The organism is Escherichia sp. KTE172 (assembly GCF_000408845.1).
In the GTDB taxonomy this organism is placed as follows: domain Bacteria; phylum Pseudomonadota; class Gammaproteobacteria; order Enterobacterales; family Enterobacteriaceae; genus Escherichia; species Escherichia coli.
Genome location: NZ_KE137316.1, coordinates 3,836,833 through 3,863,177 on the forward strand (window position 1 = coordinate 3,836,833; position 26,345 = coordinate 3,863,177).

At 48.7% G+C, this 26,345-nt stretch carries 22 protein-coding genes; 12 read left to right on the forward strand and 10 right to left on the reverse strand.

Going from position 1 to position 26,345, the window contains the following annotated elements; translation table 11 throughout:
- Positions 1-6: 6 nt before the first annotated feature.
- Positions 7-906 carry a transcriptional activator NhaR gene (gene nhaR, locus G434_RS06010; RefSeq protein ID WP_001300855.1) on the forward strand — a complete coding sequence of 300 codons (900 nt, stop codon included), beginning with the start codon at positions 7-9 and terminating at the stop codon, positions 904-906.
- A gap of 37 nt (positions 907-943) precedes the next feature.
- Here the strand turns inward: nhaR and G434_RS06005 are convergent, their stop codons facing one another.
- From G434_RS06005 to rpsT, 6 genes are all read right to left on the reverse strand, one after another.
- Complete coding sequence (locus G434_RS06005) at positions 944-1,903, reverse strand: hypothetical protein (RefSeq protein WP_000871674.1); 960 nt, start codon at positions 1,901-1,903, stop codon at positions 944-946.
- Positions 1,904-1,915: 12 nt separating this feature from the next.
- Positions 1,916-4,366: a fimbrial biogenesis outer membrane usher protein gene (locus G434_RS06000; protein WP_000946605.1), complete on the reverse strand. Its 2,451-nt coding sequence runs from the start codon at positions 4,364-4,366 to the stop codon at positions 1,916-1,918.
- A gap of 12 nt (positions 4,367-4,378) precedes the next feature.
- Positions 4,379-5,062 carry a fimbria/pilus periplasmic chaperone gene (locus G434_RS05995; RefSeq protein WP_001306194.1) on the reverse strand — a complete coding sequence of 228 codons (684 nt, stop codon included), beginning with the start codon at positions 5,060-5,062 and terminating at the stop codon, positions 4,379-4,381.
- Positions 5,063-5,111: 49 nt separating this feature from the next.
- Complete coding sequence (locus G434_RS05990) at positions 5,112-5,645, reverse strand: fimbrial protein (RefSeq protein ID WP_000759929.1); 534 nt, start codon at positions 5,643-5,645, stop codon at positions 5,112-5,114.
- Positions 5,646-5,945: 300 nt separating this feature from the next.
- Entirely contained in the window at positions 5,946-7,367 is a 1,422-nt protein-coding gene (gene espX1 / locus G434_RS05985; protein ID WP_000129324.1) for a type III secretion system effector EspX1, read from the reverse strand.
- A 483-nt stretch (positions 7,368-7,850) separates the two neighbouring features.
- Complete coding sequence (gene rpsT, locus G434_RS05980) at positions 7,851-8,114, reverse strand: 30S ribosomal protein S20 (RefSeq protein WP_001274021.1); 264 nt, start codon at positions 8,112-8,114, stop codon at positions 7,851-7,853.
- A gap of 102 nt (positions 8,115-8,216) precedes the next feature.
- Between rpsT and G434_RS0125925 the strand changes: the two genes are divergently transcribed.
- The 11 genes from G434_RS0125925 to caiF all read left to right on the forward strand — a co-directional run bounded on the left by G434_RS0125925 (position 8,217) and on the right by caiF (position 21,689).
- On the forward strand, positions 8,217-8,435 hold the full coding sequence (locus tag G434_RS0125925; protein ID WP_001300728.1) for a DUF2575 family protein: 219 nt from the start codon (positions 8,217-8,219) through the stop codon (positions 8,433-8,435).
- Between the two features lie 7 nt (positions 8,436-8,442).
- Positions 8,443-9,384: a bifunctional riboflavin kinase/FAD synthetase gene (gene ribF, locus G434_RS05975; protein WP_000767329.1), complete on the forward strand. Its 942-nt coding sequence runs from the start codon at positions 8,443-8,445 to the stop codon at positions 9,382-9,384.
- Between the two features lie 42 nt (positions 9,385-9,426).
- Positions 9,427-12,243, forward strand: a complete 2,817-nt coding sequence (gene ileS / locus G434_RS05970; RefSeq protein WP_001286869.1) for an isoleucine--tRNA ligase — start codon at positions 9,427-9,429, stop codon at positions 12,241-12,243.
- Positions 12,243-12,737 carry a signal peptidase II gene (gene lspA, locus G434_RS05965; RefSeq protein ID WP_000083369.1) on the forward strand — a complete coding sequence of 165 codons (495 nt, stop codon included), beginning with the start codon at positions 12,243-12,245 and terminating at the stop codon, positions 12,735-12,737. The genes ileS and lspA overlap by 1 nt, the downstream gene beginning before the upstream one ends.
- A gap of 86 nt (positions 12,738-12,823) precedes the next feature.
- Positions 12,824-13,273: an FKBP-type peptidyl-prolyl cis-trans isomerase gene (gene fkpB / locus G434_RS05960; protein WP_000004655.1), complete on the forward strand. Its 450-nt coding sequence runs from the start codon at positions 12,824-12,826 to the stop codon at positions 13,271-13,273.
- 1 nt (position 13,274) lies between these two features.
- Positions 13,275-14,225, forward strand: a complete 951-nt coding sequence (gene ispH, locus G434_RS05955) for a 4-hydroxy-3-methylbut-2-enyl diphosphate reductase (protein ID WP_001166395.1) — start codon at positions 13,275-13,277, stop codon at positions 14,223-14,225.
- A 65-nt stretch (positions 14,226-14,290) separates the two neighbouring features.
- Positions 14,291-15,205 (forward strand): ribonucleoside hydrolase RihC, encoded by a 915-nt coding sequence (gene rihC / locus G434_RS05950; RefSeq protein ID WP_001239137.1) that lies wholly within the window; start codon positions 14,291-14,293, stop codon positions 15,203-15,205.
- Between the two features lie 166 nt (positions 15,206-15,371).
- Positions 15,372-16,193 carry a 4-hydroxy-tetrahydrodipicolinate reductase gene (gene dapB, locus G434_RS05945; protein ID WP_000543604.1) on the forward strand — a complete coding sequence of 274 codons (822 nt, stop codon included), beginning with the start codon at positions 15,372-15,374 and terminating at the stop codon, positions 16,191-16,193.
- Positions 16,194-16,648: 455 nt separating this feature from the next.
- Positions 16,649-17,797: a glutamine-hydrolyzing carbamoyl-phosphate synthase small subunit gene (carA, locus tag G434_RS05940; protein ID WP_001309937.1), complete on the forward strand. Its 1,149-nt coding sequence runs from the start codon at positions 16,649-16,651 to the stop codon at positions 17,795-17,797.
- A gap of 17 nt (positions 17,798-17,814) precedes the next feature.
- Entirely contained in the window at positions 17,815-21,033 is a 3,219-nt protein-coding gene (carB, locus tag G434_RS05935) for a carbamoyl-phosphate synthase large subunit (protein ID WP_001126366.1), read from the forward strand.
- A 260-nt stretch (positions 21,034-21,293) separates the two neighbouring features.
- Positions 21,294-21,689, forward strand: coding sequence for a carnitine metabolism transcriptional regulator CaiF (gene caiF / locus G434_RS05925; RefSeq protein ID WP_000333125.1), 396 nt, complete (start codon positions 21,294-21,296; stop codon positions 21,687-21,689).
- Between the two features lie 205 nt (positions 21,690-21,894).
- Here caiF and caiE read toward each other — a convergent pair whose 3' ends face one another.
- The 4 genes from caiE to caiB form a co-directional block, all read right to left on the reverse strand.
- Positions 21,895-22,485 carry a carnitine operon protein CaiE gene (caiE, locus tag G434_RS05920; protein ID WP_000122881.1) on the reverse strand — a complete coding sequence of 197 codons (591 nt, stop codon included), beginning with the start codon at positions 22,483-22,485 and terminating at the stop codon, positions 21,895-21,897.
- A gap of 5 nt (positions 22,486-22,490) precedes the next feature.
- Positions 22,491-23,276 carry a crotonobetainyl-CoA hydratase gene (caiD, locus tag G434_RS05915; RefSeq protein ID WP_000004399.1) on the reverse strand — a complete coding sequence of 262 codons (786 nt, stop codon included), beginning with the start codon at positions 23,274-23,276 and terminating at the stop codon, positions 22,491-22,493.
- A gap of 108 nt (positions 23,277-23,384) precedes the next feature.
- Complete coding sequence (gene caiC / locus G434_RS05910; protein WP_001309938.1) at positions 23,385-24,938, reverse strand: crotonobetaine/carnitine-CoA ligase; 1,554 nt, start codon at positions 24,936-24,938, stop codon at positions 23,385-23,387.
- A gap of 73 nt (positions 24,939-25,011) precedes the next feature.
- On the reverse strand, positions 25,012-26,229 hold the full coding sequence (caiB, locus tag G434_RS05905) for an L-carnitine CoA-transferase (protein ID WP_000349928.1): 1,218 nt from the start codon (positions 26,227-26,229) through the stop codon (positions 25,012-25,014).
- Between the last annotated feature and the right edge of the window lie 116 nt (positions 26,230-26,345).

A 26,345-nucleotide genomic window follows, 5' to 3' on the forward strand; every position in this document is an offset into this window, starting at 1 on the left:
ATGAGCATGTCTCATATCAATTACAACCACTTGTATTACTTCTGGCATGTCTATAAAGAAGGTTCCGTGGTTGGCGCAGCGGAGGCGCTTTATTTAACACCACAAACCATTACCGGACAGATTCGGGCGCTGGAAGAGCGCCTGCAAGGCAAATTATTTAAGCGCAAGGGACGTGGCCTCGAGCCCAGCGAGCTGGGAGAGCTGGTCTATCGCTATGCCGATAAAATGTTCACCTTAAGCCAGGAAATGCTGGATATCGTGAACTATCGCAAAGAATCCAATTTATTGTTTGACGTTGGCGTGGCTGATGCACTTTCTAAACGCCTGGTCAGTAGCGTACTTAACGCCGCAGTGGTAGAAGGCGAGCCGATTCATCTTCGCTGCTTCGAATCCACCCACGAAATGCTGCTGGAGCAATTAAGTCAGCATAAACTGGATATGATCATTTCCGACTGTCCGATAGATTCTACGCAGCAGGAAGGTCTGTTCTCCGTGAGAATTGGCGAATGTGGCGTGAGTTTCTGGTGTACAAATCCACCACCGGAAAAACCGTTCCCGGCTTGTCTGGAAGAACGGCGGCTTTTGATTCCTGGGCGACGTTCAATGTTAGGGCGCAAATTGCTTAACTGGTTTAACTCCCAGGGATTAAACGTAGAAATCCTCGGCGAGTTTGATGATGCCGCGTTGATGAAAGCTTTTGGTGCGATGCACAATGCAATCTTCGTTGCCCCAACGCTTTATGCATATGACTTTTATGCCGATAAAACTGTCGTAGAAATTGGTCGCGTCGAAAATGTGATGGAAGAGTACCATGCTATTTTTGCTGAGCGGATGATTCAGCACCCGGCGGTACAGCGAATCTGCAATACGGATTATTCTGCGCTTTTTAGCCCAGCGGCACGTTAATCGGCAGCTCCCCCAAAGTTAAGGTGGGGGAGATAGATTAGTTGTACATTACCACGATTTTGACTCGGCTCATTATTTGCCCGCTTGAGACATTGTTTCCATATGTACGCGGGCGAATAAATAGAGGAATCTGATTACTTCCTTCATGGGGATGCTGAAAAGAGTAGTAATTGCTTTTACCATACTGGATTTCATTCGTACCATCATTGGAGAGTTGAAAGCCTATTTGACCCGCACCGTCCTCACTGTTTTCTAAATCATTTTTTAATATGCTGGTTCCTGACTCCTGTATCGTCACTGGCTCAAAGTAATATTCAACATCACTGGGTTCAAAAACTAATTCACCTTGCTCACCCTGGATACAGTCAAATCTTATATGATGAAACTGATAATTTTCATTATTGATACGAGACAGTACAAATCGTCCAGTGTCGATGGATTGATCTTCAAAACCACAGGTCATTAAATTTACCTGTAAAATAGTATTTAAATTAAAATTAAAGCGGACGCTATTACAATTAGTATTATTCCCTGTGCATGAACTCACTTCAATTTCGAACAGCAAAGGAAAAGGAGTTCCTGGAAAAATATCTGCGGTGTCAGAACTATCTGATACAGATGCGATAGAATATGGAATGGTGAAATTTATCGCAGATAGCATTTCTTCTAAATTATAAGATAACTTCCCTGGAAGCTCTATTTTTTTACCGTCAGATTCAAAGGGGAAATTAATAATGTAATGACGACTTCCGACTTTAAACCTTAAAGCGTTCTGTGTTAAAAAATGAACTTTAATGGCGTTGGTCGTCTCTTGCAAGTCTGCACACTCAATGATATTCCCGGGGTTTTCAATTTTCTCGGCAGTTAGATTACCTTTCATACTCAGTGGCTTGAGTATATATGTTCCACGTTGTTCACCGACATTGGTCACTGCACAGGGAGCACTTTGCACAATAAAAGAATATAGACTCAAGGTGATTAATAAAAGCCACTTCATAGTAAACTCCTTTTACTGGCATATATATGTTTTGTTTTCATCGATAACGTGTTGAAAAGTAATAGTACAGAATAAGTTCTGTTCATCATTGAGAGCAACTTTGATGCCAGTGGGAATTTCATCTACGCGAATAAAAAGGCGACTACCCTGGCCAACGACTCCAATATTGTTTTCCTGGAGATCCAGTACGTCATAGCCAAAGGTTAATGGCGAACCATCGGGACGCAGTGCCTGTATATACCAGGGCTTACGTTGGTCAGTTGTAAACTGCACATAAGAAACTGCTCCACGGTAAGGCGCAATAATTTGACGATTGCCCTGCAATTCTGTTTCACTTTCACTGTTTGCTATATCAAGTACCAGATGGTTTTCACGATGAGGTATCATCAGGTCGTAAACAACCTGGCCTTTGCTGTTTGTTCGGTTGTATTTTTGTCCATTAATATGCGCGCCTTCTAACCCAGGCGCATCCAGAATTGCAAATGTATCGGATAACTGGTTAGTTATATTAATACCACCGGGCCAGACAACTAATCCACTACTAATACTTCCACCACTTTGCCAGGCGTTTTTAGAATGGCTATAGCTGCCATCTATTGTGGCGATGGGAGTTCTCCAGCTTAAATTCGTACCAAGCGAGGTATCATTATTTTGTTGTTGCTGATTAACATATATACCATAATTTAACTGATCATGTTCACCGGCTATGCCAGTAATTCCAGTATTGTTGGAGGAATAGCCATCTTTGGAAAATGAGGTCGAATTCGATAAGTTAATTTGGTGACGTGTTTTGGCAATATCATCCCCCCAGTAGAAAGGAATGGAGATAAACAGATTAAAACGCTCCTCTTCTTTGTCGTTTTCATCATAGGATTGGCTGGCAGAGAAAGTATAACTGATGCGTTGCCAGCTATTGGAATAACTGAATTGGTAATCTTTAGCATTTCCACTTCGCCCCCAGTAATTCCGCCAAAGTGCACTTAATGATACATTTCCCAGATTATTGGATAAAGGTTGCATGATATTGGCAGAAAGGCTATTTTTTCTGCCAATATCATAAAAATCGTCATCATCACTCTGATGATTTATTTTATCATTTTCGTAAAGATGGTCGCTGAATGTCCTGTAATCCTGCGAAGCATAACGCCAGGCGGCCACGCTAAAGTGAGTAGCCGTTTGCAATAGATATTTATTATAGGCGACCTGATAGCTCGTACCTTCGTGTCTGGTATCATTATTTAACTTACTACTCGATCGGGTAGCATCAAAAGAGATTGCTCCCAGCGGTGTATTCCAACCATTTCCCAGAGTTATAGCATTATAGTTATCGGATAAAATCGTACCGCCATAAAGTGTCAAAAGATTGTTGAGGCCATATATATAATTTGCCTCGAGAAAGTCCTCCTGATTCTTGACACCATATATCTGACTGCGTCCGGCGATAAAATCGAAATTTGAAACACCAGGTTGCAGCATATTGGGCACGGAAGAGTAGGGCACCAAAAAGGAACGAACACTACCATCTGCTTCCTTAATGCTGACATCGAGATCAGAGCCGCTGCCCGAAAGTTGCAAATCTGCGATAGTAAATGGTCCTGGGGGAACCTCTTTTTGGTAAATGGTATAGCCATTTTGCGAAACCGTTATCAAGGCGTTACTTTGCGCAACACCTTGTACTAAAGGTGTAAAGCTTTGCATAGAATCAGGTAGCATTTGCATATCGCGAAATAAGCGTATTCCGCTAAATCGCAGAGAGTCGAATATGAGTGAGGATGTGTAATTTTCTCCTATCTGAACTGTGCTTAATATTTGCGACCAGCCACGTTCCAGGTAAAGAGTATTACTTTGCCATTTGCCTTTCATATCATCAGGTTTGCTATAACTGGCATCAGAGTGTAACTGCCAACTAAATAAATTTAATCCGCTGTTGAACCGGCCATAACTGGCTGTATTACTGTTATTATTGCTGTCATAAGAGCGATACTGACTTAAATTATAGGAGGTATAAAAAGCATCAATGCCGCGATCCCAACTTTCCGGGGGAACGTAACCTCTTTCAAGTTCATTGATATACGCCTGTGGGATCGTTAAATTTAGTCGGTGTTCACTGATATCCCACTGATATTGTCCACCATGAACCGCTTCATCCAGTAAAATACAATTATCTTCTGTATTGAGATTATCGGTCTTTACCCCCAGTGTGGTTAGTAGCACCTTAGGCAGACATGGTTTGGCTGGTGACTCTGGGATCGTGATATCTTGTTTCCCACGCCACTGGTGGTTTACATAAACATCAAGTTCGTAGTTTCCCGGAAGAGGTTGTTTATTATCGAAACGATATTCGGAAACTTTTTCTCCTCTCATGCCGCCGATCATAAAGTGTGTATCAAAAGTTTCTTCAGCATAACCCGGAAAAGAATACAAAAAAATAATAGCAGCGACCCATCGTGTCGTCCTTAACATGACTTTTTCCTGTTATCGTGCGGCGATTTTACTATGGATGTTATTCCCGTAATCATCAACTACCGTTAGTTCATATTCTGATGCGTGGTTATTTTTTAATGTAATGTCGTTATTCGAAAATGGAGGCAGTAAGATACTTTCATTATTAACTTTCACGTTTTGTGCTTTGATAGTTGTAACCGTTATCCAGTTGGCTGTTTCGTTGTTTATTGAGATGGCGTTATTTTTCTTTTTGATATTTAATTGAGAAAGGCTTTTTTTATCTACCGGAGCTATTCCGCTTGGACGCCAAAGTAACTTTATACGGTTTTGCAATGCAAGTTTAATTTTGTTTTTTCCTGCATTTTGTGGGTTGTTTGGAGGGATATCCAGAACATTTAGATAAAATAAACTTTCTTTATTGTGAGGCAAATTGTTTGGCATTTTTCTTATTTTAAGTTGTTGGCCAGAACCACCTGCTACACGACTTACTGGCGGTGTGAGAATAAATGGGACCTGAATTTTTTCTGGCGCGATAGTGGTGTTCCCATCATCGATCCATGCCTGAATCAAAGAGGCATTTTTACTTTGATTCATTAACTGTACGAGAACTTCTCTGTTTTTTTCCGGATAAATAATGCGCGTACCATAGATGACCACACCGGCATGAACAGGTAAAATAAAAAATGACATCAGTAATGCTGTTATTATTCTCACGTAATCACTCCGTAAATAATACCGGTAGCAGAGCTACCGGCAAAAAACGTTAATCTGCACTGATTTTAATCGTTACGGTTGACTCTACGGAGCCTTTTGTAACAGGATTGCCACTTGTGCGGGCATATTGTGCACTTAAATTAAGAAAATATTGACCAGAGCCATTATCTTTCAGCGGTGTTTTTAACCCCGGTCTCATTCTGGTCAAAGTTCCATCATCGAGGAAAATGGCAAAGCCAATGTTCTCAGCAGTTCCTTTATTCAGCGTAAAGTTATTAGCATCAAACTCTGATGCTAGCACTTCGATACTTGGGGCTGTATTGCCGTCACACTGAATTTCTAAGTCATGAGAGGTTGAACCGGTTTTTAAAGTATAGATTTCATTATTGATAAGTTGATTCATTGCACTGGTTACAACATCTTCGACAACGATATCTGTTGTCGAATCACCATTAACAAAGTAACACGTTGTATCAACAACTTCTCCTCTAATGGTTAGCGTTCCTTGATCGACATCCTTGGCGAAGGTTGTTGCGCTAAACATCAACGTTGTCGCAACGAAGGGAATAATATACTTTTTCATAAATCATCCTTAATTAACTGGTATGGAAGGTCACTCGTTGTCAAACCCGATTATGTGATCAGGTTGTTATTATTTAGATTAATGTTTAAATTTTTTAATTTCTTGATGTGAAGTTGATGAAACTTTGAAAATTTAATATTCTTAATTATTCCCTTCTTTATAAGAAGAGCAAGGTGCCATCATTAGAGTGACAGAGTGGGATGTTTAAGATCATGCTTCAGATTATTTTTTGTTTCTCTGCAGTGAATTAATAATCATCACAGATAATTTCATTCTGAAATTACTTCTTTTGGGAGTGTTTTAATCTTGATGAACTATGTTTTTCATAAGGAACATACACTCGTTGATGCTTTTAAGGTATTTTCTCATTTCTGAGGATGTTTTGTCGTAATCGAGCATAAAATTATTAAGTTCTTTATACACATCATTATTTAGCTTTACATTGTCGCGAACTAAAGTTTGTATCAATGGTATCAAAATTTCGAAACGGGACGGTTTGTCATCAATACTTGCCAGGGTTTTGAATACTCCTGTGTATCTGTAACCTAAGTGCTTATTGACAAGTTGAGTGTTCCATCGACCAGGCATAATATCTTCACAGCGCAAATTTTTTATCCTGGTATTAGTGAACGATGTTCCAAATATGTTGCTTTTTTTAATGAAGAGATTATTTATTTCTCCATTTGAAAAGATGGTGTTTGATAAGTCGCTTTCAAAACATGATATATTGGATAATACACAACCAAAATAATACCCATATGAAAGGTTGCTCTTTTCTATTGTTATATTTGATAGCAATAGTTTATTTATATTAATATTAGGGGTAGTCAAATACTGGATCTTTTGCTCGTTAAGTTCATACATCTCCAGTGATTTATTATAGGGTAATAAAAGTATAAATTCCTTTATATCATCTCCGCAGAAAGAAAAGACAACATCAAATTTATTGGTGATCATGTTTTCAATTGAGCAGTAAGCTGATTTTTCTATTAACCGACTGGGCACGCTTTTAAATAAAGATAATTTTTCACATAGTTGTGAATATGCCGCATTGCTAGTTTTAAAATTCCGCCATGTTATTTCCTGGTTATCATCTGTCGATGAGGCGGGGATTTTCAAGCATTGTTCATTGTATAGCTCAGGATAAATATTCTTTTTAATTAGATTTTTGATTTCCTTATTAAAATAACTTTTTTTCTTGTCTATTGCACTGTAATTAGCGTTTTGTGACGTCTCCTGATGATCATAAAATGACTGGAGGTTTCTGCAGGCCTCATAAAATATTTCAGGAGTATATAGCTGTGGGTATATTTCTTGGTTGAAGTTTGCCTTTAAAAACTTAACGAATTTTTCATAGCATTCTTGATATATCTTAATTTCTTCAGAAAGACATTCGCTTGTTCTGTCATCAAAAACATCCAATCTAAGTAATGTGATTTCTTTGTGTTTAAAAAAAGAAAATTGAACTGTATGTTCTATGAGTTTACATCTATAAAAATGCGCATCTCTTAGATGAGTGTATTGAAAAAAATGATGAAGGACTGGAGATGGTTTAGGCAAATCCTGGCTTCTAAAAAAGTCATCAAACAAAATTAAGAACTCTGTTTTATACTCGCAAAACACTTTTACTAACTCATTTTGTCTTGTTTTATTTATTATTACATCATCTGCTATATTTGATTTATAAAGACAATGTGGCGAAGTTGAGATACCATCTGTCATTATCAGTCCTTGAAGTTGATGAATTTTTATTAATTTAATTTATGAGTGAATGTGAGGACTATCAAAAATCGCTCATTAATTTTAAGAAGTACAATATAAATAGGTAGATAACCTGTGTTGATTGCTGTTAATAATTTACAAGGTCTAATAAGGAGATATTTATGAATGGTTAAAGTGTATAGGAATTTAATTCAAAAATAGAGTGGTCTTAAGTTTAATACCTCAATGTGTATCACAATCTCCACATTCTGTGTAGGGGGAGTCTGAAGATTGAGTAGATATTCTTATTCAGAATGTATCAACCGATGATTCTACGATTTTTAAGTCACGAAGAGTTCAGAGAGTGTAACTGCATGTCTGCAAGAACCAGCATCTTTTGACTATCTGGCAACCGGCAGTGTGTTTTCTAACACATCACAAAGCAGCAGGTATAAAAAAACCCGCTTGCGCGGGCTTTTTCACAAAGCTTCAGCAAATTGGCGATTAAGCCAGCTTGTTGATCTGTGCAGTCAGGTTAGCCTTATGACGTGCAGCTTTGTTTTTGTGGATCAGACCTTTAGCAGCCTGACGGTCCACGATCGGTTGCATTTCGTTAAATGCTTTCTGTGCAGCAGCTTTGTCGCCAGCTTCGATAGCTGCGTATACTTTCTTGATGAAAGTACGCATCATAGAGCGACGGCTTGCGTTGTGCTTACGAGCCTTTTCAGACTGAATGGCGCGCTTCTTAGCTGATTTGATATTAGCCAAGGTCCAACTCCCAAATGTGTTCTATATGGACAATTCAAAGGCCGAGGAATATGCCCTTTTAGCCTTCTTTTGTCAATGGATTTGTGCAAATAAGCGCCGTTAATGTGCCGGCACTCGTTACGTAGTGATGGCGCAGGATTCTACCAGCTTGCGGGGTGTGAATACAGCTTTTCCGCGATAAAAATTGCAGCAGGTGGTCAGTTTCTTCCCGTGATTTGCGCCATGGCAATGAAAAGCCACTTCTTTCTGATTTCGGTACTCAATCGCCGGTTAACCTTGACCGCTGTACAAGGTATACTCGGACGATTTTCACTGTTTTGAGCCAGACATGAAGCTGATACGCGGCATACATAATCTCAGCCAGGCCCCGCAAGAAGGGTGTGTGCTGACTATTGGTAATTTCGACGGCGTGCATCGCGGTCATCGCGCGCTGTTACAGGGCTTGCAGGAAGAAGGGCGCAAGCGCAACTTACCGGTGATGGTGATGCTTTTTGAACCTCAACCACTGGAACTGTTTGCAACCGATAAAGCCCCGGCACGACTGACCCGGCTGCGGGAAAAACTACGTTACCTTGCAGAGTGTGGCGTTGATTACGTGCTGTGCGTACGTTTCGACAGGCGTTTCGCGGCGTTAACCGCGCAAAATTTCATCAGCGATCTTCTGGTGAAGCATTTGCGCGTAAAATTTCTTGCTGTAGGGGATGATTTCCGCTTTGGCGCTGGTCGTGAAGGCGATTTCTTGTTATTACAGAAAGCTGGCATGGAATACGGCTTCGATATCACCAGTACGCAAACTTTTTGCGAAGGTGGCGTGCGTATCAGCAGCACCGCCGTGCGTCAGGCCCTTGCGGATGACAATCTGGCTCTGGCAGAAAGTTTACTGGGGCACCCGTTTGCCATCTCCGGGCGTGTAGTCCACGGTGATGAATTAGGGCGCACTATAGGTTTCCCGACGGCGAATGTACCGCTGCGCCGTCAGGTTTCCCCGGTGAAAGGGGTTTATGCGGTAGAAGTGCTGGGCCTCGGTGAAAAGCCGTTACCCGGCGTGGCAAACATCGGAACACGCCCAACGGTTGCCGGTATTCGCCAGCAGCTGGAAGTGCATTTGTTAGATGTTGCAATGGACCTTTACGGTCGCCATATACAAGTAGTGCTGCGTAAAAAAATACGCAATGAGCAGCGATTTGCGTCGCTGGACGAACTGAAAGCGCAGATTGCGCGTGATGAATTAACCGCCCGCGAATTTTTTGGGCTAACAAAACCGGCTTAAGCCTGTTATGTAATCAAACCGAAACACGGAACCGAGAATCTGATGAGTGACTATAAATCAACCCTGAATTTGCCGGAAACAGGGTTCCCGATGCGTGGCGATCTCGCCAAGCGCGAACCGGGAATGCTGGCGCGTTGGACTGATGATGATCTGTACGGCATCATCCGTGCGGCTAAAAAAGGCAAAAAAACCTTCATTCTGCATGATGGCCCTCCTTATGCGAATGGCAGCATTCATATTGGTCACTCGGTTAACAAGATTCTGAAAGACATTATCGTGAAGTCCAAAGGGCTTTCCGGTTATGACTCGCCGTATGTGCCTGGCTGGGACTGCCACGGTCTGCCGATCGAGCTGAAAGTAGAGCAAGAATACGGTAAGCCGGGTGAGAAATTCACCGCCGCTGAGTTCCGCGCCAAGTGCCGCGAATACGCTGCGACCCAGGTTGACGGTCAGCGCAAAGACTTTATCCGTCTGGGCGTGCTGGGTGACTGGTCCCACCCGTACCTGACCATGGATTTCAAAACTGAAGCCAATATCATCCGCGCGCTGGGCAAAATCATCGGCAACGGTCACCTGCACAAAGGCGCGAAGCCGGTACACTGGTGCGTTGACTGCCGTTCTGCGCTGGCGGAAGCGGAAGTTGAGTATTACGACAAAACTTCTCCGTCCATCGACGTTGCTTTCCAGGCGGTCGATCAGGATGCACTGAAAGCAAAATTTGCCGTAAGCAACGTTAACGGCCCAATCTCGCTGGTGATCTGGACCACCACGCCGTGGACTCTGCCTGCGAACCGCGCAATCTCTATTGCACCTGATTTCGACTATGCGCTGGTGCAGATCGACGGTCAGGCCGTGATTCTGGCGAAAGATCTGGTTGAAAGCGTAATGCAGCGTATCGGCGTGACCGATTACACCATTCTCGGCACGGTAAAAGGTGCGGAGCTTGAGCTGCTGCGCTTTACCCATCCGTTTATGGGCTTCGACGTTCCGGCAATCCTCGGCGATCACGTTACCCTGGATGCCGGTACCGGTGCCGTTCACACCGCGCCTGGCCACGGCCCGGACGACTATGTGATCGGTCAGAAATACGGCCTGGAAACCGCTAACCCGGTTGGCCCGGACGGCACTTATCTGCCGGGTACTTACCCGACGCTGGATGGCGTGAACGTTTTCAAAGCGAACGACATCGTTGTTGCGCTGCTGCAGGAAAAAGGCGCGCTGTTGCACGTTGAGAAAATGCAGCACAGCTATCCGTGCTGCTGGCGTCACAAAACGCCGATCATCTTCCGCGCGACGCCGCAGTGGTTCGTCAGCATGGATCAGAAAGGTCTGCGTGCGCAGTCACTGAAAGAGATCAAAGGCGTGCAGTGGATCCCGGACTGGGGCCAGGCGCGTATCGAGTCGATGGTTGCTAACCGTCCTGACTGGTGTATCTCCCGTCAGCGCACCTGGGGCGTACCGATGTCACTGTTCGTGCATAAAGACACGGAAGAGCTGCATCCGCGTACCCTCGAACTGATGGAAGAAGTGGCTAAACGCGTTGAAGTTGACGGCATCCAGGCGTGGTGGGATCTCGATGCGAAAGAGCTCCTCGGCGACGAAGCTGATCAGTACGTGAAAGTGCCGGATACGCTGGATGTATGGTTTGACTCCGGATCTACCCACTCTTCCGTTGTTGACGTGCGTCCGGAATTTGCCGGTCACGCTGCGGACATGTATCTGGAAGGTTCAGACCAGCACCGTGGCTGGTTCATGTCCTCTCTGATGATCTCTACCGCGATGAAGGGCAAAGCACCGTATCGTCAGGTACTGACCCACGGCTTTACCGTGGATGGTCAGGGCCGCAAGATGTCTAAATCCATCGGCAACACCGTTTCGCCGCAGGATGTGATGAACAAACTGGGCGCGGATATTCTGCGTCTGTGGGTGGCATCAACTGACTACACCGGTGAAATGGCCGTTTCTGACGAGATCCTGAAACGTGCTGCCGACAGCTATCGTCGTATCCGTAACACCGCGCGCTTCCTGCTGGCAAACCTGAACGGTTTTGATCCGGCAAAAGATATGGTGAAACCGGAAGAGATGGTGGTACTGGATCGCTGGGCCGTAGGTTGTGCGAAAGCGGCACAGGAAGACATCCTCAAGGCGTACGAAGCATACGATTTCCACGAAGTGGTACAGCGTCTGATGCGCTTCTGCTCCGTTGAGATGGGTTCCTTCTACCTCGACATCATCAAAGACCGTCAGTACACCGCCAAAGCGGACAGTGTGGCGCGTCGTAGCTGCCAGACAGCGCTGTATCACATCGCGGAAGCGCTGGTGCGCTGGATGGCACCAATCCTCTCCTTCACCGCTGATGAAGTGTGGGGCTACCTGCCGGGTGAACGTGAAAAATACGTCTTCACCGGCGAGTGGTACGAAGGCCTGTTTGGTCTGGCAGACAGTGAAGCGATGAACGATGCGTTCTGGGACGAGCTGTTGAAAGTGCGTGGCGAAGTGAACAAAGTCATTGAGCAAGCGCGTGCCGACAAGAAAGTGGGTGGCTCGCTGGAAGCGGCAGTGACCTTGTTCGCAGAACCGGAACTGGCGGCGAAACTGACCGCGCTGGGCGATGAATTACGATTTGTCCTGTTGACCTCCGGCGCTACCGTTGCAGACTATAACGACGCACCTGCTGATGCCCAGCAGAGCGAAGTACTCAAAGGGCTGAAAGTCGCGTTGAGTAAAGCCGAAGGTGAGAAGTGCCCACGCTGCTGGCACTACACCCAGGATGTCGGCAAGGTAGCGGAACACGCAGAAATCTGCGGCCGCTGTGTCAGCAACGTCGCCGGTGACGGTGAAAAACGTAAGTTTGCCTGATGAGTCAATCGATCTGTTCAACAGGGCTACGCTGGCTGTGGCTGGTGGTAGTCGTGCTGATTATCGATCTGGGCAGCAAGTACCTGATCCTCCAGAACTTTGCTCTGGGGGATACGGTCCCGCTGTTCCCGTCGCTTAATCTGCATTATGCGCGTAACTATGGCGCGGCGTTTAGTTTCCTTGCCGATAGCGGCGGCTGGCAGCGTTGGTTCTTTGCCGGTATTGCGATTGGTATTAGCGTGATCCTGGCAGTGATGATGTATCGCTCGAAGGCCACGCAGAAGCTAAACAATATCGCTTACGCGCTGATTATTGGCGGCGCGCTGGGCAACCTGTTCGACCGCCTGTGGCACGGCTTCGTTGTCGATATGATCGACTTCTACGTCGGCGACTGGCACTTCGCCACCTTCAACCTTGCCGATACTGCCATTTGTGTCGGTGCGGCACTGATCGTGCTGGAAGGGTTTTTACCTTCTAAAGCGAAAAAACAATAATAAACCCTGCCGGATGCGGCCTACAGATTGCTACGAAATCGTAGGCCGCATCCGGCAAAAATCCTCAAAAATAAGAGCAAACCTGCATGTCTGAATCTGTACAGAGCAATAGCGCCGTCCTGGTGCACTTCACGCTAAAACTCGACGATGGCACCACCGCCGAGTCTACCCGCAACAACGGTAAACCGGCGCTATTCCGCCTGGGCGATGCTTCTCTTTCCGAAGGGCTGGAGCAACACCTGCTGGGGCTGAAAGTGGGCGATAAAACCACTTTCTCGCTGGAGCCAGATGCGGCGTTTGGCGTGCCGTCACCGGATCTGATTCAGTACTTCTCCCGCCGTGAGTTTATGGATGCAGGCGAGCCAGAAATTGGCGCAATCATGCTTTTTACCGCAATGGATGGCAGTGAGATGCCTGGCGTGATCCGCGAAATTAACGGCGACTCCATTACCGTTGATTTCAACCATCCGCTGGCCGGGCAGACCGTTCATTTTGATATTGAAGTGCTGGAAATCGATCCGGCACTGGAGGCGTAACATGCAGATCCTGTTGGCCAACCCGCGTGGTTTTTGTGCCGGGGTAGACCGCGCTATCAGCATTGTTGAAAACGCGCTGGCCATTTACGGCGCACCGATATATGTCCGTCACGAAGTGGTGCATAATCGCTACGTGGTCGATAGCCTGCGCGAGCGTGGGGCTATCTTTATTGAGCAGATTAGCGAAGTGCCGGACGGCGCGATCCTGATTTTCTCCGCACACGGTGTTTCTCAGGCGGTACGTAACGAAGCGAAAAGCCGTGATTTAACGGTATTCGACGCCACCTGCCCGCTGGTGACCAAAGTGCATATGGAAGTCGCCCGCGCCAGTCGCCGTGGCGAAGAATCTATTCTCATCGGCCACGCCGGGCACCCGGAAGTGGAAGGTACGATGGGCCAGTACAGTAACCCGGAAGGGGGAATGTATCTGGTCGAATCGCCAGACGATGTGTGGAAACTGACGGTCAAAAACGAAGAGAAGCTCTCCTTTATGACCCAAACCACTCTGTCGGTGGATGACACGTCTGATGTGATCGACGCGCTGCGTAAACGCTTCCCGAAAATTGTCGGTCCGCGCAAAGATGACATCTGCTACGCCACGACTAACCGTCAGGAAGCGGTACGCGCCCTGGCAGAACAGGCGGAAGTTGTGCTGGTGGTCGGTTCGAAAAACTCCTCCAACTCCAACCGTCTGGCGGAGCTGGCCCAGCGGATGGGCAAACGCGCGTTTTTGATTGACGATGCGAAAGATATCCAGGAAGAGTGGGTGAAAGAGGTTAAATGCGTCGGCGTGACTGCGGGCGCATCGGCTCCGGATATTCTGGTGCAGAATGTGGTGGCACGTTTGCAGCAGCTGGGTGGTGGTGAAGCCATTCCGCTGGAAGGCCGTGAAGAAAACATTGTTTTCGAAGTGCCGAAAGAGCTGCGTGTCGATATTCGTGAAGTCGATTAAGTCATTAGCAGCCTAAGTTATGCGAAAATGCCGGTCTTGTTACCGGCATTTTTTATGGAGAAAACATGCGTTTACCTATCTTCCTCGATACTGACCCCGGCATTGACGATGCCGTCGCCATTGCTGCCGCGATTTTTGCCCCCGAACTCGACCTGCAACTGATGACCACCGTCGCGGGTAATGTCTCGGTTGAGAAAACGACCCGCAACGCCCTGCAACTGCTGCATTTCTGGAATGCGGAGATTCCGCTCGCCCAGGGAGCCGCTGTGCCGCTGGTACGCGCACCGCGTGATGCAGCATCTGTGCACGGCGAATCGGGAATGGCTGGCTACGACTTTGTTGAGCACAACCGAAAGCCACTCGGGATACCAGCGTTTCTGGCGATTCGTGATGCCCTGATGCGTGCACCAGAGCCTGTTACCCTGGTGGCCATTGGCCCGTTAACCAATATTGCGCTGTTACTTTCACAATGCCCGGAATGTAAACCGTATATTCGTCGTCTGGTGATCATGGGCGGTTCTGCTGGTCGCGGCAACTGTACACCAAATGCCGAGTTTAATATCGCCGCCGATCCAGAAGCGGCTGCCTGTGTCTTCCGTAGCGGCATCGAAATCGTCATGTGCGGTCTGGATGTCACCAATCAGGCAATATTAACCCCTGACTATCTCGCTACTTTGCCGGAGTTGAATCGCACCGGAAAAATGCTCCACGCCCTGTTTAGCCACTACCGTAGCGGCAGTATGCAAAGCGGTCTGCGAATGCACGATCTCTGCGCCATCGCCTGGCTGGTGCGCCCGGACTTATTCACCCTCAAGCCGTGTTTTGTCGCGGTAGAAACTCAAGGCGAATTTACCTCAGGCACGACGGTGGTTGATATCGACGGTTGCCTGGGCAAACCAGCCAATGTACAGGTGGCATTGGATCTGAATGTAAAAGGCTTCCAGCAGTGGGTAGCTGAGGTGCTGGCTCTGGTGCCGTAACCTGTCACATGTTATCGGCATGCAGTCATTCATCGACTCATGCCTTTCACTGATATCCCTCCCTGTTTATCATTAATTTCTAATTATCAGCGTTTTTGGCTGGCGGCGTAGCGATGCGCTGGTTACTCTGAAAACGGTCTATGCAAATTAACAAAAGAGAATAGCTATGCATGATGCAAACATCCGCGTTGCCATCGCGGGAGCCGGGGGCCGTATGGGCCGCCAGTTGATTCAGGCGGCGCTGGCATTAGAGGGCGTGCAGCTTGGCGCGGCGCTGGAGCGCGAAGGATCTTCTTTACTGGGCAGCGACGCCGGTGAGCTGGCTGGAGCAGGGAAAACAGGCGTTACCGTGCAAAGCAGCCTCGATGCGGTAAAAGATGATTTTGATGTGTTTATCGATTTTACCCGTCCGGAAGGTACGCTGAATCATCTCGCTTTTTGTCGCCAGCATGGCAAAGGGATGGTGATCGGCACTACGGGGTTTGACGAAGCCGGTAAACAGGCGATTCGTGACGCAGCCGCCGATATTGCGATTGTCTTTGCAGCCAATTTTAGCGTTGGCGTTAACGTCATGCTTAAACTGCTGGAGAAAGCAGCCAAAGTGATGGGGGACTACACCGATATCGAAATTATTGAAGCACATCATAGACATAAAGTTGATGCGCCGTCAGGCACCGCACTGGCAATGGGAGAGGCGATCGCCCACGCTCTTGATAAAGATCTGAAAGATTGCGCGGTCTACAGTCGTGAAGGCCATACCGGTGAACGTGTGCCTGGCACCATTGGTTTTGCCACCGTGCGTGCAGGTGACATCGTTGGTGAACATACCGCGATGTTTGCCGATATTGGCGAGCGTCTGGAGATCACCCATAAGGCATCCAGCCGCATGACATTTGCTAACGGTGCGGTAAGATCGGCTTTGTGGTTGAGTGGTAAGGAAAGTGGTCTTTTTGATATGCGAGATGTGCTTGATCTCAATAATCTGTAACCACAAAATATTTATAGTGATTCAAAAATAACACATTTAATGCATTGAATATAAAGGGCTTTAATTTTTGGCCCTTTTATTTTTGGTGTTATGCTTTTAAATTTAATGCAAGTGCTGAAAATTACATGTTTTGTATTCTGTTTTTGTTGTTTTAATGTAAATTTTGACCATTTGGTCCACTTTTTTCTGCTCATTTTGATTTCATGCAATCTTCTTGCTGCGCAAGCGTTTTCCAGAACATGTTATATGATCTTTTTGTCGCTTAATGCCTGTAAAACATGCATGAGCCACAAAATAATATAAAAAATCCCGCCATTAAGTTGACTTTTAGCGCCCATATCTCCAGAATGCCGCCGTTTGCCAGAAATTCGTCGGTAAGCAGATTTGCATTGATTTACGTCATCATTGTGAATTAATATGCAAATAAAGTGAGTGAATATTCTCTGGAGGGTGTTTTGATTAAGTCAGCGCTATTGGTTCTGGAAGACGGAACCCAGTTTCACGGTCGGGCCATAGGGGCAACAGGTTCGGCGGTTGGGGAAGTCGTTTTCAATACTTCAATGACCGGTTATCAAGAAATCCTCACTGATCCTTCCTATTCTCGTCAAATCGTTACTCTTACTTATCCCCATATTGGTAATGTCGGCACTAATGACGCCGATGAAGAATCTTCTCAGGTACATGCACAAGGTCTGGTGATTCGCGACCTGCCGCTGATTGCCAGCAACTTCCGTAATACCGAAGACCTCTCTTCTTACCTGAAGCGCCATAACATCGTGGCGATTGCCGATATCGATACCCGTAAGCTGACGCGTTTACTGCGCGAGAAAGGCGCACAGAATGGCTGCATTATCGCAGGCGATAACCCGGATGCGGTGCTGGCATTAGAAAAAGCCCGCGCGTTCCCAGGTCTGAACGGCATGGATCTGGCAAAAGAAGTGACCACCGCAGAAACGTATAGCTGGACACAAGGGAGCTGGACGCTGACCGGCGGCCTGCCAGAAGCGAAGAAAGAAGACGAGCTGCCGTTCCATGTTGTGGCTTATGATTTTGGCGCCAAGCGCAACATCCTGCGCATGTTGGTGGATAGAGGCTGCCGCCTGACCATCGTTCCGGCGCAAACTTCTGCGGAAGATGTGTTGAAAATGAATCCAGACGGCATCTTCCTCTCCAACGGTCCTGGCGACCCGGCCCCGTGCGATTACGCCATTACCGCCATCCAGAAATTCCTCGAAACCGATATTCCGGTCTTCGGCATCTGTCTCGGTCATCAGCTGCTGGCGCTGGCGAGCGGTGCGAAGACTGTCAAAATGAAATTTGGTCACCACGGCGGCAACCATCCGGTTAAAGATGTGGAGAAAAACGTGGTGATGATCACCGCCCAGAACCACGGTTTTGCGGTGGATGAAGCAACATTACCTGCAAACCTGCGTGTCACGCATAAATCCCTGTTCGACGGTACGTTACAGGGCATTCATCGCACCGATAAACCGGCGTTCAGCTTCCAGGGTCACCCTGAAGCCAGCCCTGGGCCACACGACGCAGCGCCGTTGTTCGACCACTTTATCGAGTTAATTGAGCAGTACCGTAAAACCGCTAAGTAATCAGGAGTAAAAGAGCCATGCCAAAACGTACAGATATAAAAAGTATCCTGATTCTGGGTGCGGGCCCGATTGTTATCGGTCAGGCGTGTGAGTTTGACTACTCTGGCGCGCAAGCGTGTAAAGCCCTGCGTGAAGAGGGTTACCGCGTCATTCTGGTGAACTCCAACCCGGCGACCATCATGACCGACCCGGAAATGGCTGATGCGACCTACATCGAGCCGATTCACTGGGAAGTGGTACGCAAGATTATTGAAAAAGAGCGCCCGGACGCGGTGCTGCCAACGATGGGCGGTCAGACGGCGCTGAACTGTGCGCTGGAGCTGGAACGTCAGGGCGTGTTGGAAGAGTTCGGCGTCACCATGATTGGTGCCACTGCCGATGCGATTGATAAAGCAGAAGACCGCCGTCGTTTCGACGTAGCGATGAAGAAAATTGGTCTGGAAACCGCGCGTTCCGGTATCGCACACACGATGGAAGAAGCGCTGGCGGTTGCCGCTGACGTGGGCTTCCCGTGCATTATTCGCCCATCCTTTACCATGGGTGGTAGCGGTGGCGGTATCGCTTATAACCGCGAAGAGTTTGAAGAAATTTGCGCCCGCGGTCTGGATCTCTCTCCGACCAAAGAACTGCTGATTGATGAGTCGCTGATCGGCTGGAAAGAGTACGAGATGGAAGTGGTGCGTGATAAAAACGACAACTGCATCATCGTCTGCTCTATCGAAAACTTCGATGCAATGGGCATCCACACCGGTGACTCCATCACTGTCGCACCAGCCCAAACGCTGACCGACAAAGAATATCAAATCATGCGTAACGCCTCGATGGCGGTGCTGCGTGAAATCGGCGTTGAAACCGGTGGTTCCAACGTCCAGTTTGCGGTGAACCCGAAAAACGGTCGCCTGATTGTTATCGAAATGAACCCGCGCGTGTCGCGTTCTTCGGCGCTGGCGTCGAAAGCCACTGGTTTCCCGATTGCCAAAGTGGCGGCGAAACTGGCGGTGGGTTACACCCTCGACGAGCTGATGAACGACATCACCGGCGGGCGTACTCCGGCCTCCTTCGAGCCGTCCATCGACTACGTGGTCACCAAAATTCCTCGCTTCAACTTCGAGAAATTCGCCGGGGCGAACGACCGTCTGACCACTCAGATGAAATCGGTTGGCGAAGTGATGGCGATTGGTCGCACGCAGCAGGAATCCCTGCAAAAAGCGCTGCGCGGCCTGGAAGTGGGCGCGACCGGCTTCGATCCGAAAGTGAGTCTCGACGACCCGGAAGCGCTGACTAAAATCCGCCGCGAGCTGAAAGACGCTGGCGCAGAGCGTATCTGGTATATCGCCGATGCTTTCCGCGCGGGCCTGTCCGTAGACGGCGTCTTCAACCTGACCAACATTGACCGCTGGTTCCTGGTACAGATTGAAGAGCTGGTGCGTCTGGAAGAGAAAGTGGCGGAAGTGGGCATCACTGGCCTGAACGCTGACTTCCTGCGCCAGTTGAAACGCAAAGGCTTTGCCGACGCGCGTCTGGCAAAACTCGCGGGCGTGCGTGAAGCAGAAATCCGTAAGCTGCGTGACCAGTATGACCTGCACCCGGTTTACAAGCGCGTGGATACCTGTGCGGCAGAGTTCGCTACCGACACCGCTTATATGTACTCCACTTATGAAGAAGAGTGCGAATCCAACCCATCTGACCGTGAAAAAATCATGGTCCTCGGCGGCGGCCCGAACCGTATCGGTCAGGGTATCGAATTCGACTACTGTTGCGTACACGCCTCACTGGCGCTGCGCGAAGACGGTTACGAAACCATTATGGTTAACTGTAACCCGGAAACCGTCTCCACTGATTACGACACTTCCGACCGCCTCTACTTCGAGCCGGTAACTCTGGAAGACGTGCTGGAAATTGTGCGTATTGAGAAGCCGAAAGGCGTTATCGTCCAGTACGGCGGTCAGACCCCGCTGAAACTGGCGCGCGCGCTGGAAGCTGCTGGCGTACCGGTTATCGGTACCAGCCCGGATGCCATCGACCGTGCGGAAGACCGTGAACGCTTCCAGCATGCGGTTGAGCGTCTGAAACTGAAACAACCGGCGAACGCCACCGTTACCACCATCGAAATGGCGGTTGAGAAAGCGAAAGAGATTGGCTACCCGCTGGTGGTGCGTCCGTCTTACGTTCTCGGCGGTCGGGCGATGGAAATCGTCTATGACGAAGCTGACCTGCGTCGCTACTTCCAGACAGCGGTCAGCGTATCTAACGATGCGCCAGTGTTGCTGGACCACTTCCTTGATGACGCAGTAGAAGTTGACGTGGATGCTATCTGCGACGGCGAAATGGTGCTGATTGGCGGCATCATGGAGCATATTGAGCAGGCGGGCGTGCACTCCGGTGACTCCGCATGTTCGCTGCCAGCCTACACCTTAAGTCAGGAAATTCAGGATGTGATGCGCCAGCAGGTGCAGAAACTGGCCTTCGAATTGCAGGTACGCGGCCTGATGAACGTGCAGTTTGCGGTGAAAAACAACGAAGTCTACCTGATTGAAGTTAACCCGCGTGCAGCGCGTACCGTTCCGTTCGTCTCCAAAGCCACCGGCGTACCGCTGGCGAAAGTGGCGGCGCGCGTGATGGCAGGCAAAACGCTGGCCGAGCAGGGCGTAACCAAAGAAGTTATCCCTCCGTACTACTCGGTGAAAGAAGTGGTGCTGCCGTTCAATAAATTCCCGGGCGTTGACCCGCTGTTAGGGCCAGAAATGCGCTCTACCGGGGAAGTCATGGGCGTGGGCCGCACCTTCGCTGAAGCGTTCGCCAAAGCGCAGCTGGGCAGCAACTCCACCATGAAGAAACACGGTCGTGCGCTGCTTTCCGTGCGCGAAGGCGACAAAGAACGCGTGGTGGACCTGGCGGCAAAACTGCTGAAACAGGGCTTCGAGCTGGATGCGACCCACGGCACGGCGATTGTGCTGGGCGAAGCAGGCATTAATCCGCGTCTGGTGAACAAGGTGCATGAAGGTCGTCCGCACATTCAGGACCGTATCAAGAATGGCGAATATACCTACATCATCAACACCACCTCAGGCCGTCGTGCGATTGAAGACTCCCGCGTGATCCGTCGCAGTGCGCTGCAATATAAAGTGCATTATGACACCACCCTGAACGGTGGTTTCGCTACCGCGATGGCGCTGAATGCCGATGCGACTGAAAAAGTAATTTCGGTGCAGGAAATGCACGCGCAGATCAAATAATAGCGTGTCATGGCGGATATTTTTCATCCGCTAATTTGATCGAATAACTAATACGGTTCTCTGATGAGGACCGTTTTTTTTGCCCATTAAGTAAATCTTTTGGGGAATCGATATTTTTGATGACATAAGCAGGATTTAGCTCACACTTATCGACGGTGAAGTTGCATACTATCGATATATCCACAATTTTAATATGGCCTTGTTTAATTGCTTCAAAACGAGTCATAGCCAGACTTTTAATTTGTGAAACTGGAGTTCGTATGTGTGAAGGATATGTTGAAAAACCACTCTACTTGTTAATCGCCGAATGGATGATGGCTGAAAATCGGTGGGTGATAGCAAGAGAGATCTCTATTCATTTCGATATTGAACACAGCAAGGCGGTTAATACCCTGACTTATATTCTGTCGGAAGTCACAGAAATAAGCTGCGAAGTTAAGATGATCCCTAATAAGCTGGAAGGGCGGGGATGCCAGTGTCAGCGACTGGTTAAAGTGGTCGATATCGATGAGCAAATTTACGCGCGCCTGCGCAATAACAGTCGGGAAAAATTAGTCGGCGTAAGAAAGACGCCGCGTATTCCTGCCGTTCCGCTCACGGAACTTAACCGCGAGCAGAAGTGGCAGATGATGTTGTCAAAGAGTATGCGTCGTTAATGTCATTTCGTTGATACCGTGCGACCTGATCGCCGGATGCGATGCTGGCTGAACTGCACCCCAAATGTTGGACATAATCTGACATCTGAAGGTGCAGTTTATGAAACATTCATTTGAAGTAAAACTTGCCGCTGTAAATCATTACCTGGCCTACGATTGCTTTCCAGCCAGGTCGGATAAGGCGTTTACGCCGCATCCGGAAAGATCACCGTTTCGGCATCACATCCGTCGTCCCCTGCAAACGGGGGCGATTTTCCTCCATTTGCCTCAGTGGCTGCGTTTCATGTAACGATGCATGACAGCGCCCGACAAGATCCTGATACTCTTTGGTATTCAACCGTTTCCAGTGTAACTCGTCGTCACTCACGCTGCGTACAGCGCGGGCTGGCGTACCCATCAACAACTGGCGTTTCTCGCCGCGAAAGCCCGCTTTGACAAAGCTCATGGCGGCAACAATGCTCTCTTCGCCAATGACCGCGCCATCCATAATCACGCTGTTCATCCCGACCAATGCATCGCGACCAATCACACAACCATGCAGGATCGCTCCGTGCCCGATATGGCCGTTTTCCCCAACGATGGTGTCAGTGTCGCAGTAGCCATGCATAATGCAGCCATCCTGAATATTGGCTCCCGCTTGCACGATCAACCGCCCGTAGTCACCACGCAGTGAGGCGAGTGGGCCGATGTAGACACCGGCTCCCACAATCACATCGCCAATCAAGACTGCACTGGGATGGACAAACGCCGTCGGGTGAACCACCGGAATTAACCCCTCAAAGGCGTAATAGCTCACGGTTGTTAACGTCCTTTCCACACCGGATCGCGCTTCTCGGCAAACGCCAGCGGCCCTTCAATGGCATCTTCCGAATGCAGAACCGACGGATAGTGTTTCAACACGCCGCTGCGAATATAGCGATACGCTTCTTCTACCGGCATTTCGCTGGTGGTGCGGTAGATCTCTTTCAGCGCCGCAATCGCCAGCGGAGCGCTGTTAACCAGCTGCTGCGCCAGTTCGCGGGCGTTATCCATCAGTTCCGCCTGGCTAACCACGCGGTTGACTACCCCCCAACGCAGCGCCTCTTCTGCGCCCATTCGTCTGCCGGTCATCACCATTTCATTGACGATGGCAGGCGGCAGGATCTTCGGCAGACGCAGCACGCCGCCGCTGTCAGGAACGATGCCCAGTTTGGCTTCCGGCAGGGCGAAGCTGGCGTTATCGGCACAGACAATAAAATCTGCCGCCAGTGCCAGTTCAAAGCCGCCGCCAAAGGCATAGCCGTTCACAGCGGCGATAACTGGTTTGTCGAGATTGAAAATTTCGGTTAATCCCGCAAAACCACCCGGGCCAAAGTCAGCATCCGGTGCTTCGCCTTCTGCTGCCGCTTTTAAATCCCAGCCCGCGGAAAAGAATTTCTCTCCGGCACCGGTAATAATGGCGACACGTAATTGCGGATCGTCACGGAAATTTAGAAATACTTCGCCCATTTCAAAGCTGGTTTTTGCATCAATAGCATTCGCTTTTGGGCGATCAAGGGTAATTTCCAGAATTGATCCATTGCGGGTCAGATGTAATGATTCACTCATTCCTTTTCTCCATTTTTGCTTTTTCAGGGACGACAACATCTCTGCAAAAAATGCATATTATTTTAGAGCGTGATTATTAGCTGGCAGGGTAGTTCCCTGCCGTTTCATTTATTTAAGATTCTTTCTAATTATTTTCCCCGAGCAATTACGTGGCAGATCTTTTCTGATCTCCAGATAAGAGGGCACTTTAAATTTCGCCATATTTTGTTCGCAGAAGCGGAAAAATTCCTCTTCGCTCAATGTTTCACCTTCATTCAGCACCACAAATGCTTTGATGGCTTCATCGCGTATCGAATCTTTAATACCCACAACCACGATGTCCTGAATTTTCGGGTGCGCGGCGATAATATTTTCCAGCTCCACGCAGGAGACATTCTCGCCACCGCGTTTGATCATATTGCAGCGGCGATCGACGAAATAAAAAAAGCCCTCTTCGTCGCGGTATCCGGTATCGCCGGTATGTAGCCAGCCATCGGCTTCCAGCACTTTCGCAGTGGCTTTCGGGTTGAGAAAATACTCTTTGAAGATGGTTTTCCCTGGTACGCCTTTAATACAGATTTCACCGAGCTCACCAGCCGGGAGGGGACGATTGTGATCGTCGCGGATCTCCGCTTCGTAGCAAAAGCCCGCCCGACCAATCGACGGCCAGCGTCGTTTATCGCCAGGGCGATCGCCGATAATGCCCACAATGGTTTCCGTCATCCCATAAGACGTCAGCAAGCGAACGCTGAAGCGTTCACAAAACGCGTCTTTTTCCTGCTCCGACAGGTTGAGATAAAACATCACTTCCCGCAGGCAGTGTTGCCGATCGTTGGCTGAAGGCGGCTGGACCATCAACGTACGAATCATCATCGGAATACATTCGGTAATGGTGGCGCGGTACTTCTGCACCTGTCCCCAGAAGGCGCGGGCGCTGTATTTCTCGACCAGCACAAAGGTGGCCCCGGCAGAAAACGCCGCCATCGCCGCAGTACACTGGCAGTCAATATGAAACGCAGGCATTACCGTCAGGTAGACGTCATCGTCACGCAGTGCACATTGCCAGGCGGAGTAATATCCAGCGAAGCGCAGGTTGTAATGGGTAATCACCACACCTTTCGGTCGGGAGGTGGTGCCGGAGGTGAAGAGAATTTCCGCCGTATCGTCAGTCGATAGCGGCGGTGCATAGCACAAGGTGGCAGGTTGTTGATTTTTCAGTTGAGTAAACGAACTCACGCCATCATCAGCGGGAAGTGCCATATCTATCAGGCAAATGTGCCGCAACTGAGAGGCATCTTCCTGCTGAATCTGTTGATACATAGGATAAAATTGCGCACTGGTCACCAGCAGGCACGCCTGGCTATTTTGCAGGATCCACGCGCTTTCCTCGCGTAACAGGCGGGCGTTAATCGGCACCATAATCGCGCCAATTTTTGCCAGCCCGAACCAGCAAAAGATAAATTCCGGGCAGTTGTCGAGATGTAGAGCAACCTTGTCGCCTTTGCGAATCCCCAGCGTATAAAACAGGTTTGCCGTGCGGTTAATCTCCTGATTTAACTCAAGATAACTATACCGGTTAACGACTCCGCTGCTGGATTCACAAATCAGCGCCGTTTTATGACCGTAAACGTCCGCCAGATCGTCCCACATTTGACGTAGATGTTGTCCGCCAATGATATCCATTGCACCTCTATCCATTGTTGTTCGTTTGTTATTGGGCGGGCGCTAGTCAGGCAAGCCGACTGACGCCACGCGTTTAGTCCTCAACTTTGGCCAGACCTTTACTGACCAACTCCTGAATGTCGTTTTCGCTGTAGCCGATATTTTTCAAAATGGCAGCCGTGTCCATGCCATGTGAGGGCATTCCGCGCCAGATTTGTCCGGGGTTATTTTTGAATTTAGGCATCACGTTCGGCCCTTTGCAGGTGCGACCATCCATCGTTTGCCACTGAGTGATTGATTCGCGAGCCACATATTGTGGATTGCTTTCCAGTTCCGGTACGGTCAGTACTTTGGCACAGGCGATATTCAGTTCGGCAAAGCGTTCTTTAACTTCTGCGATGGTATGTGCCGCCAGCCAGGCATCGAGTTTCTCTTCTACCAGTGGGCCGTAAGGGCATTCGATACGGTGGATAAGCTGAGTGCCTTCCGGGATTTCCGGCGTACCAAGCAGGTGCGCGAGGCCAATATCTTTAAAGCACTCTTCAATTTGAGTAATGCCCACCAGTTCCATCACGATGTAGCCGTCGGCGCATTTGTACAGACCGCAACCGGCGTAGTAGGGATCTTTACCTTTGGTCATGCGCGGGCACATTTCGCCGCCATTGAAGTAATCCATCATGAAGTACTGGCCCATACGCAGCATCACTTCATACATGGCGATGTCGATACTTTCGCCTTTACCGGTTTCACGCGCTTTATGCAGTGCTGCCAGCGCCGCCGTGGTGGCGGTCAGGCCAGAAAAGTAATCGGCGGTATACGGGAAAGCAGGCATTGGCTGGTCAACATCACCGTTCTGAATCAGGTAACCACTGAAGGCCTGGGCGATGGTGTTATAGGCCGGAAGATTGGTGTACTCCTCGGTGCCGTACTGACCAAAACCGGACAGGTGAGCGATAACCAGTTTCGGGTTGTGCTGCCACAGGACTTCATCGGTAATGCCACGACGGGCAAAGGCCGGACCTTTGCTGGCTTCGATGAAGATATCGGTGGTTTCCATTAATTTCAGAAACGCTTCGCGGCCTTCATCTTTGAAAATATTTAACGACAGCGCGTGCAAATTGCGGCGGGAGAGCTGCGGGTAGTTCGGTTGAACGCGAATGGTGTCGGCCCAGGCGACGTTCTCGATCCAGATAACTTCCGCACCCCATTCTGCGAACATTTGCCCGGCAAACGGTCCGGCGATTTCGATACCGGAGAAGACAACGCGCAATCCGGCCAGCGGTCCGAATTTCGGCATGGGTAGATGATCCATTATTAGCTCCTGAAAAATTTATGTAGCGCATGACTGCCGGATGCGGCGTAAACGCTTTATCCGGCCTACATTCGTGCTCCCGTAGGTCTGATAAGACGCGTCAGCGTCGCATCAGG

Excerpts from the sequence above, each read along its gene's own strand:
- nhaR (WP_001300855.1), top strand. The coding sequence starts at position 7 with ATGTCTCATATCAATTACAACCACTTGTATTACTTCTGGCATGTCTAT.
- G434_RS06005 (WP_000871674.1), bottom strand. The coding sequence starts at position 1,903 with ATGAAGTGGCTTTTATTAATCACCTTGAGTCTATATTCTTTTATTGTG.
- G434_RS06000 (WP_000946605.1), bottom strand. The coding sequence starts at position 4,366 with ATGTTAAGGACGACACGATGGGTCGCTGCTATTATTTTTTTGTATTCT.
- G434_RS05990 (WP_000759929.1), bottom strand. The coding sequence starts at position 5,645 with ATGAAAAAGTATATTATTCCCTTCGTTGCGACAACGTTGATGTTTAGC.
- espX1 (WP_000129324.1), bottom strand. The coding sequence starts at position 7,367 with ATGACAGATGGTATCTCAACTTCGCCACATTGTCTTTATAAATCAAAT.
- G434_RS0125925 (WP_001300728.1), top strand. The coding sequence starts at position 8,217 with ATGTGCCGGCACTCGTTACGTAGTGATGGCGCAGGATTCTACCAGCTT.
- ribF (WP_000767329.1), top strand. The coding sequence starts at position 8,443 with ATGAAGCTGATACGCGGCATACATAATCTCAGCCAGGCCCCGCAAGAA.
- ileS (WP_001286869.1), top strand. The coding sequence starts at position 9,427 with ATGAGTGACTATAAATCAACCCTGAATTTGCCGGAAACAGGGTTCCCG.
- lspA (WP_000083369.1), top strand. The coding sequence starts at position 12,243 with ATGAGTCAATCGATCTGTTCAACAGGGCTACGCTGGCTGTGGCTGGTG.
- fkpB (WP_000004655.1), top strand. The coding sequence starts at position 12,824 with ATGTCTGAATCTGTACAGAGCAATAGCGCCGTCCTGGTGCACTTCACG.
- ispH (WP_001166395.1), top strand. The coding sequence starts at position 13,275 with ATGCAGATCCTGTTGGCCAACCCGCGTGGTTTTTGTGCCGGGGTAGAC.
- rihC (WP_001239137.1), top strand. The coding sequence starts at position 14,291 with ATGCGTTTACCTATCTTCCTCGATACTGACCCCGGCATTGACGATGCC.
- dapB (WP_000543604.1), top strand. The coding sequence starts at position 15,372 with ATGCATGATGCAAACATCCGCGTTGCCATCGCGGGAGCCGGGGGCCGT.
- carB (WP_001126366.1), top strand. The coding sequence starts at position 17,815 with ATGCCAAAACGTACAGATATAAAAAGTATCCTGATTCTGGGTGCGGGC.
- caiF (WP_000333125.1), top strand. The coding sequence starts at position 21,294 with ATGTGTGAAGGATATGTTGAAAAACCACTCTACTTGTTAATCGCCGAA.
- caiD (WP_000004399.1), bottom strand. The coding sequence starts at position 23,276 with ATGAGTGAATCATTACATCTGACCCGCAATGGATCAATTCTGGAAATT.
- caiC (WP_001309938.1), bottom strand. The coding sequence starts at position 24,938 with ATGGATATCATTGGCGGACAACATCTACGTCAAATGTGGGACGATCTG.
- caiB (WP_000349928.1), bottom strand. The coding sequence starts at position 26,229 with ATGGATCATCTACCCATGCCGAAATTCGGACCGCTGGCCGGATTGCGC.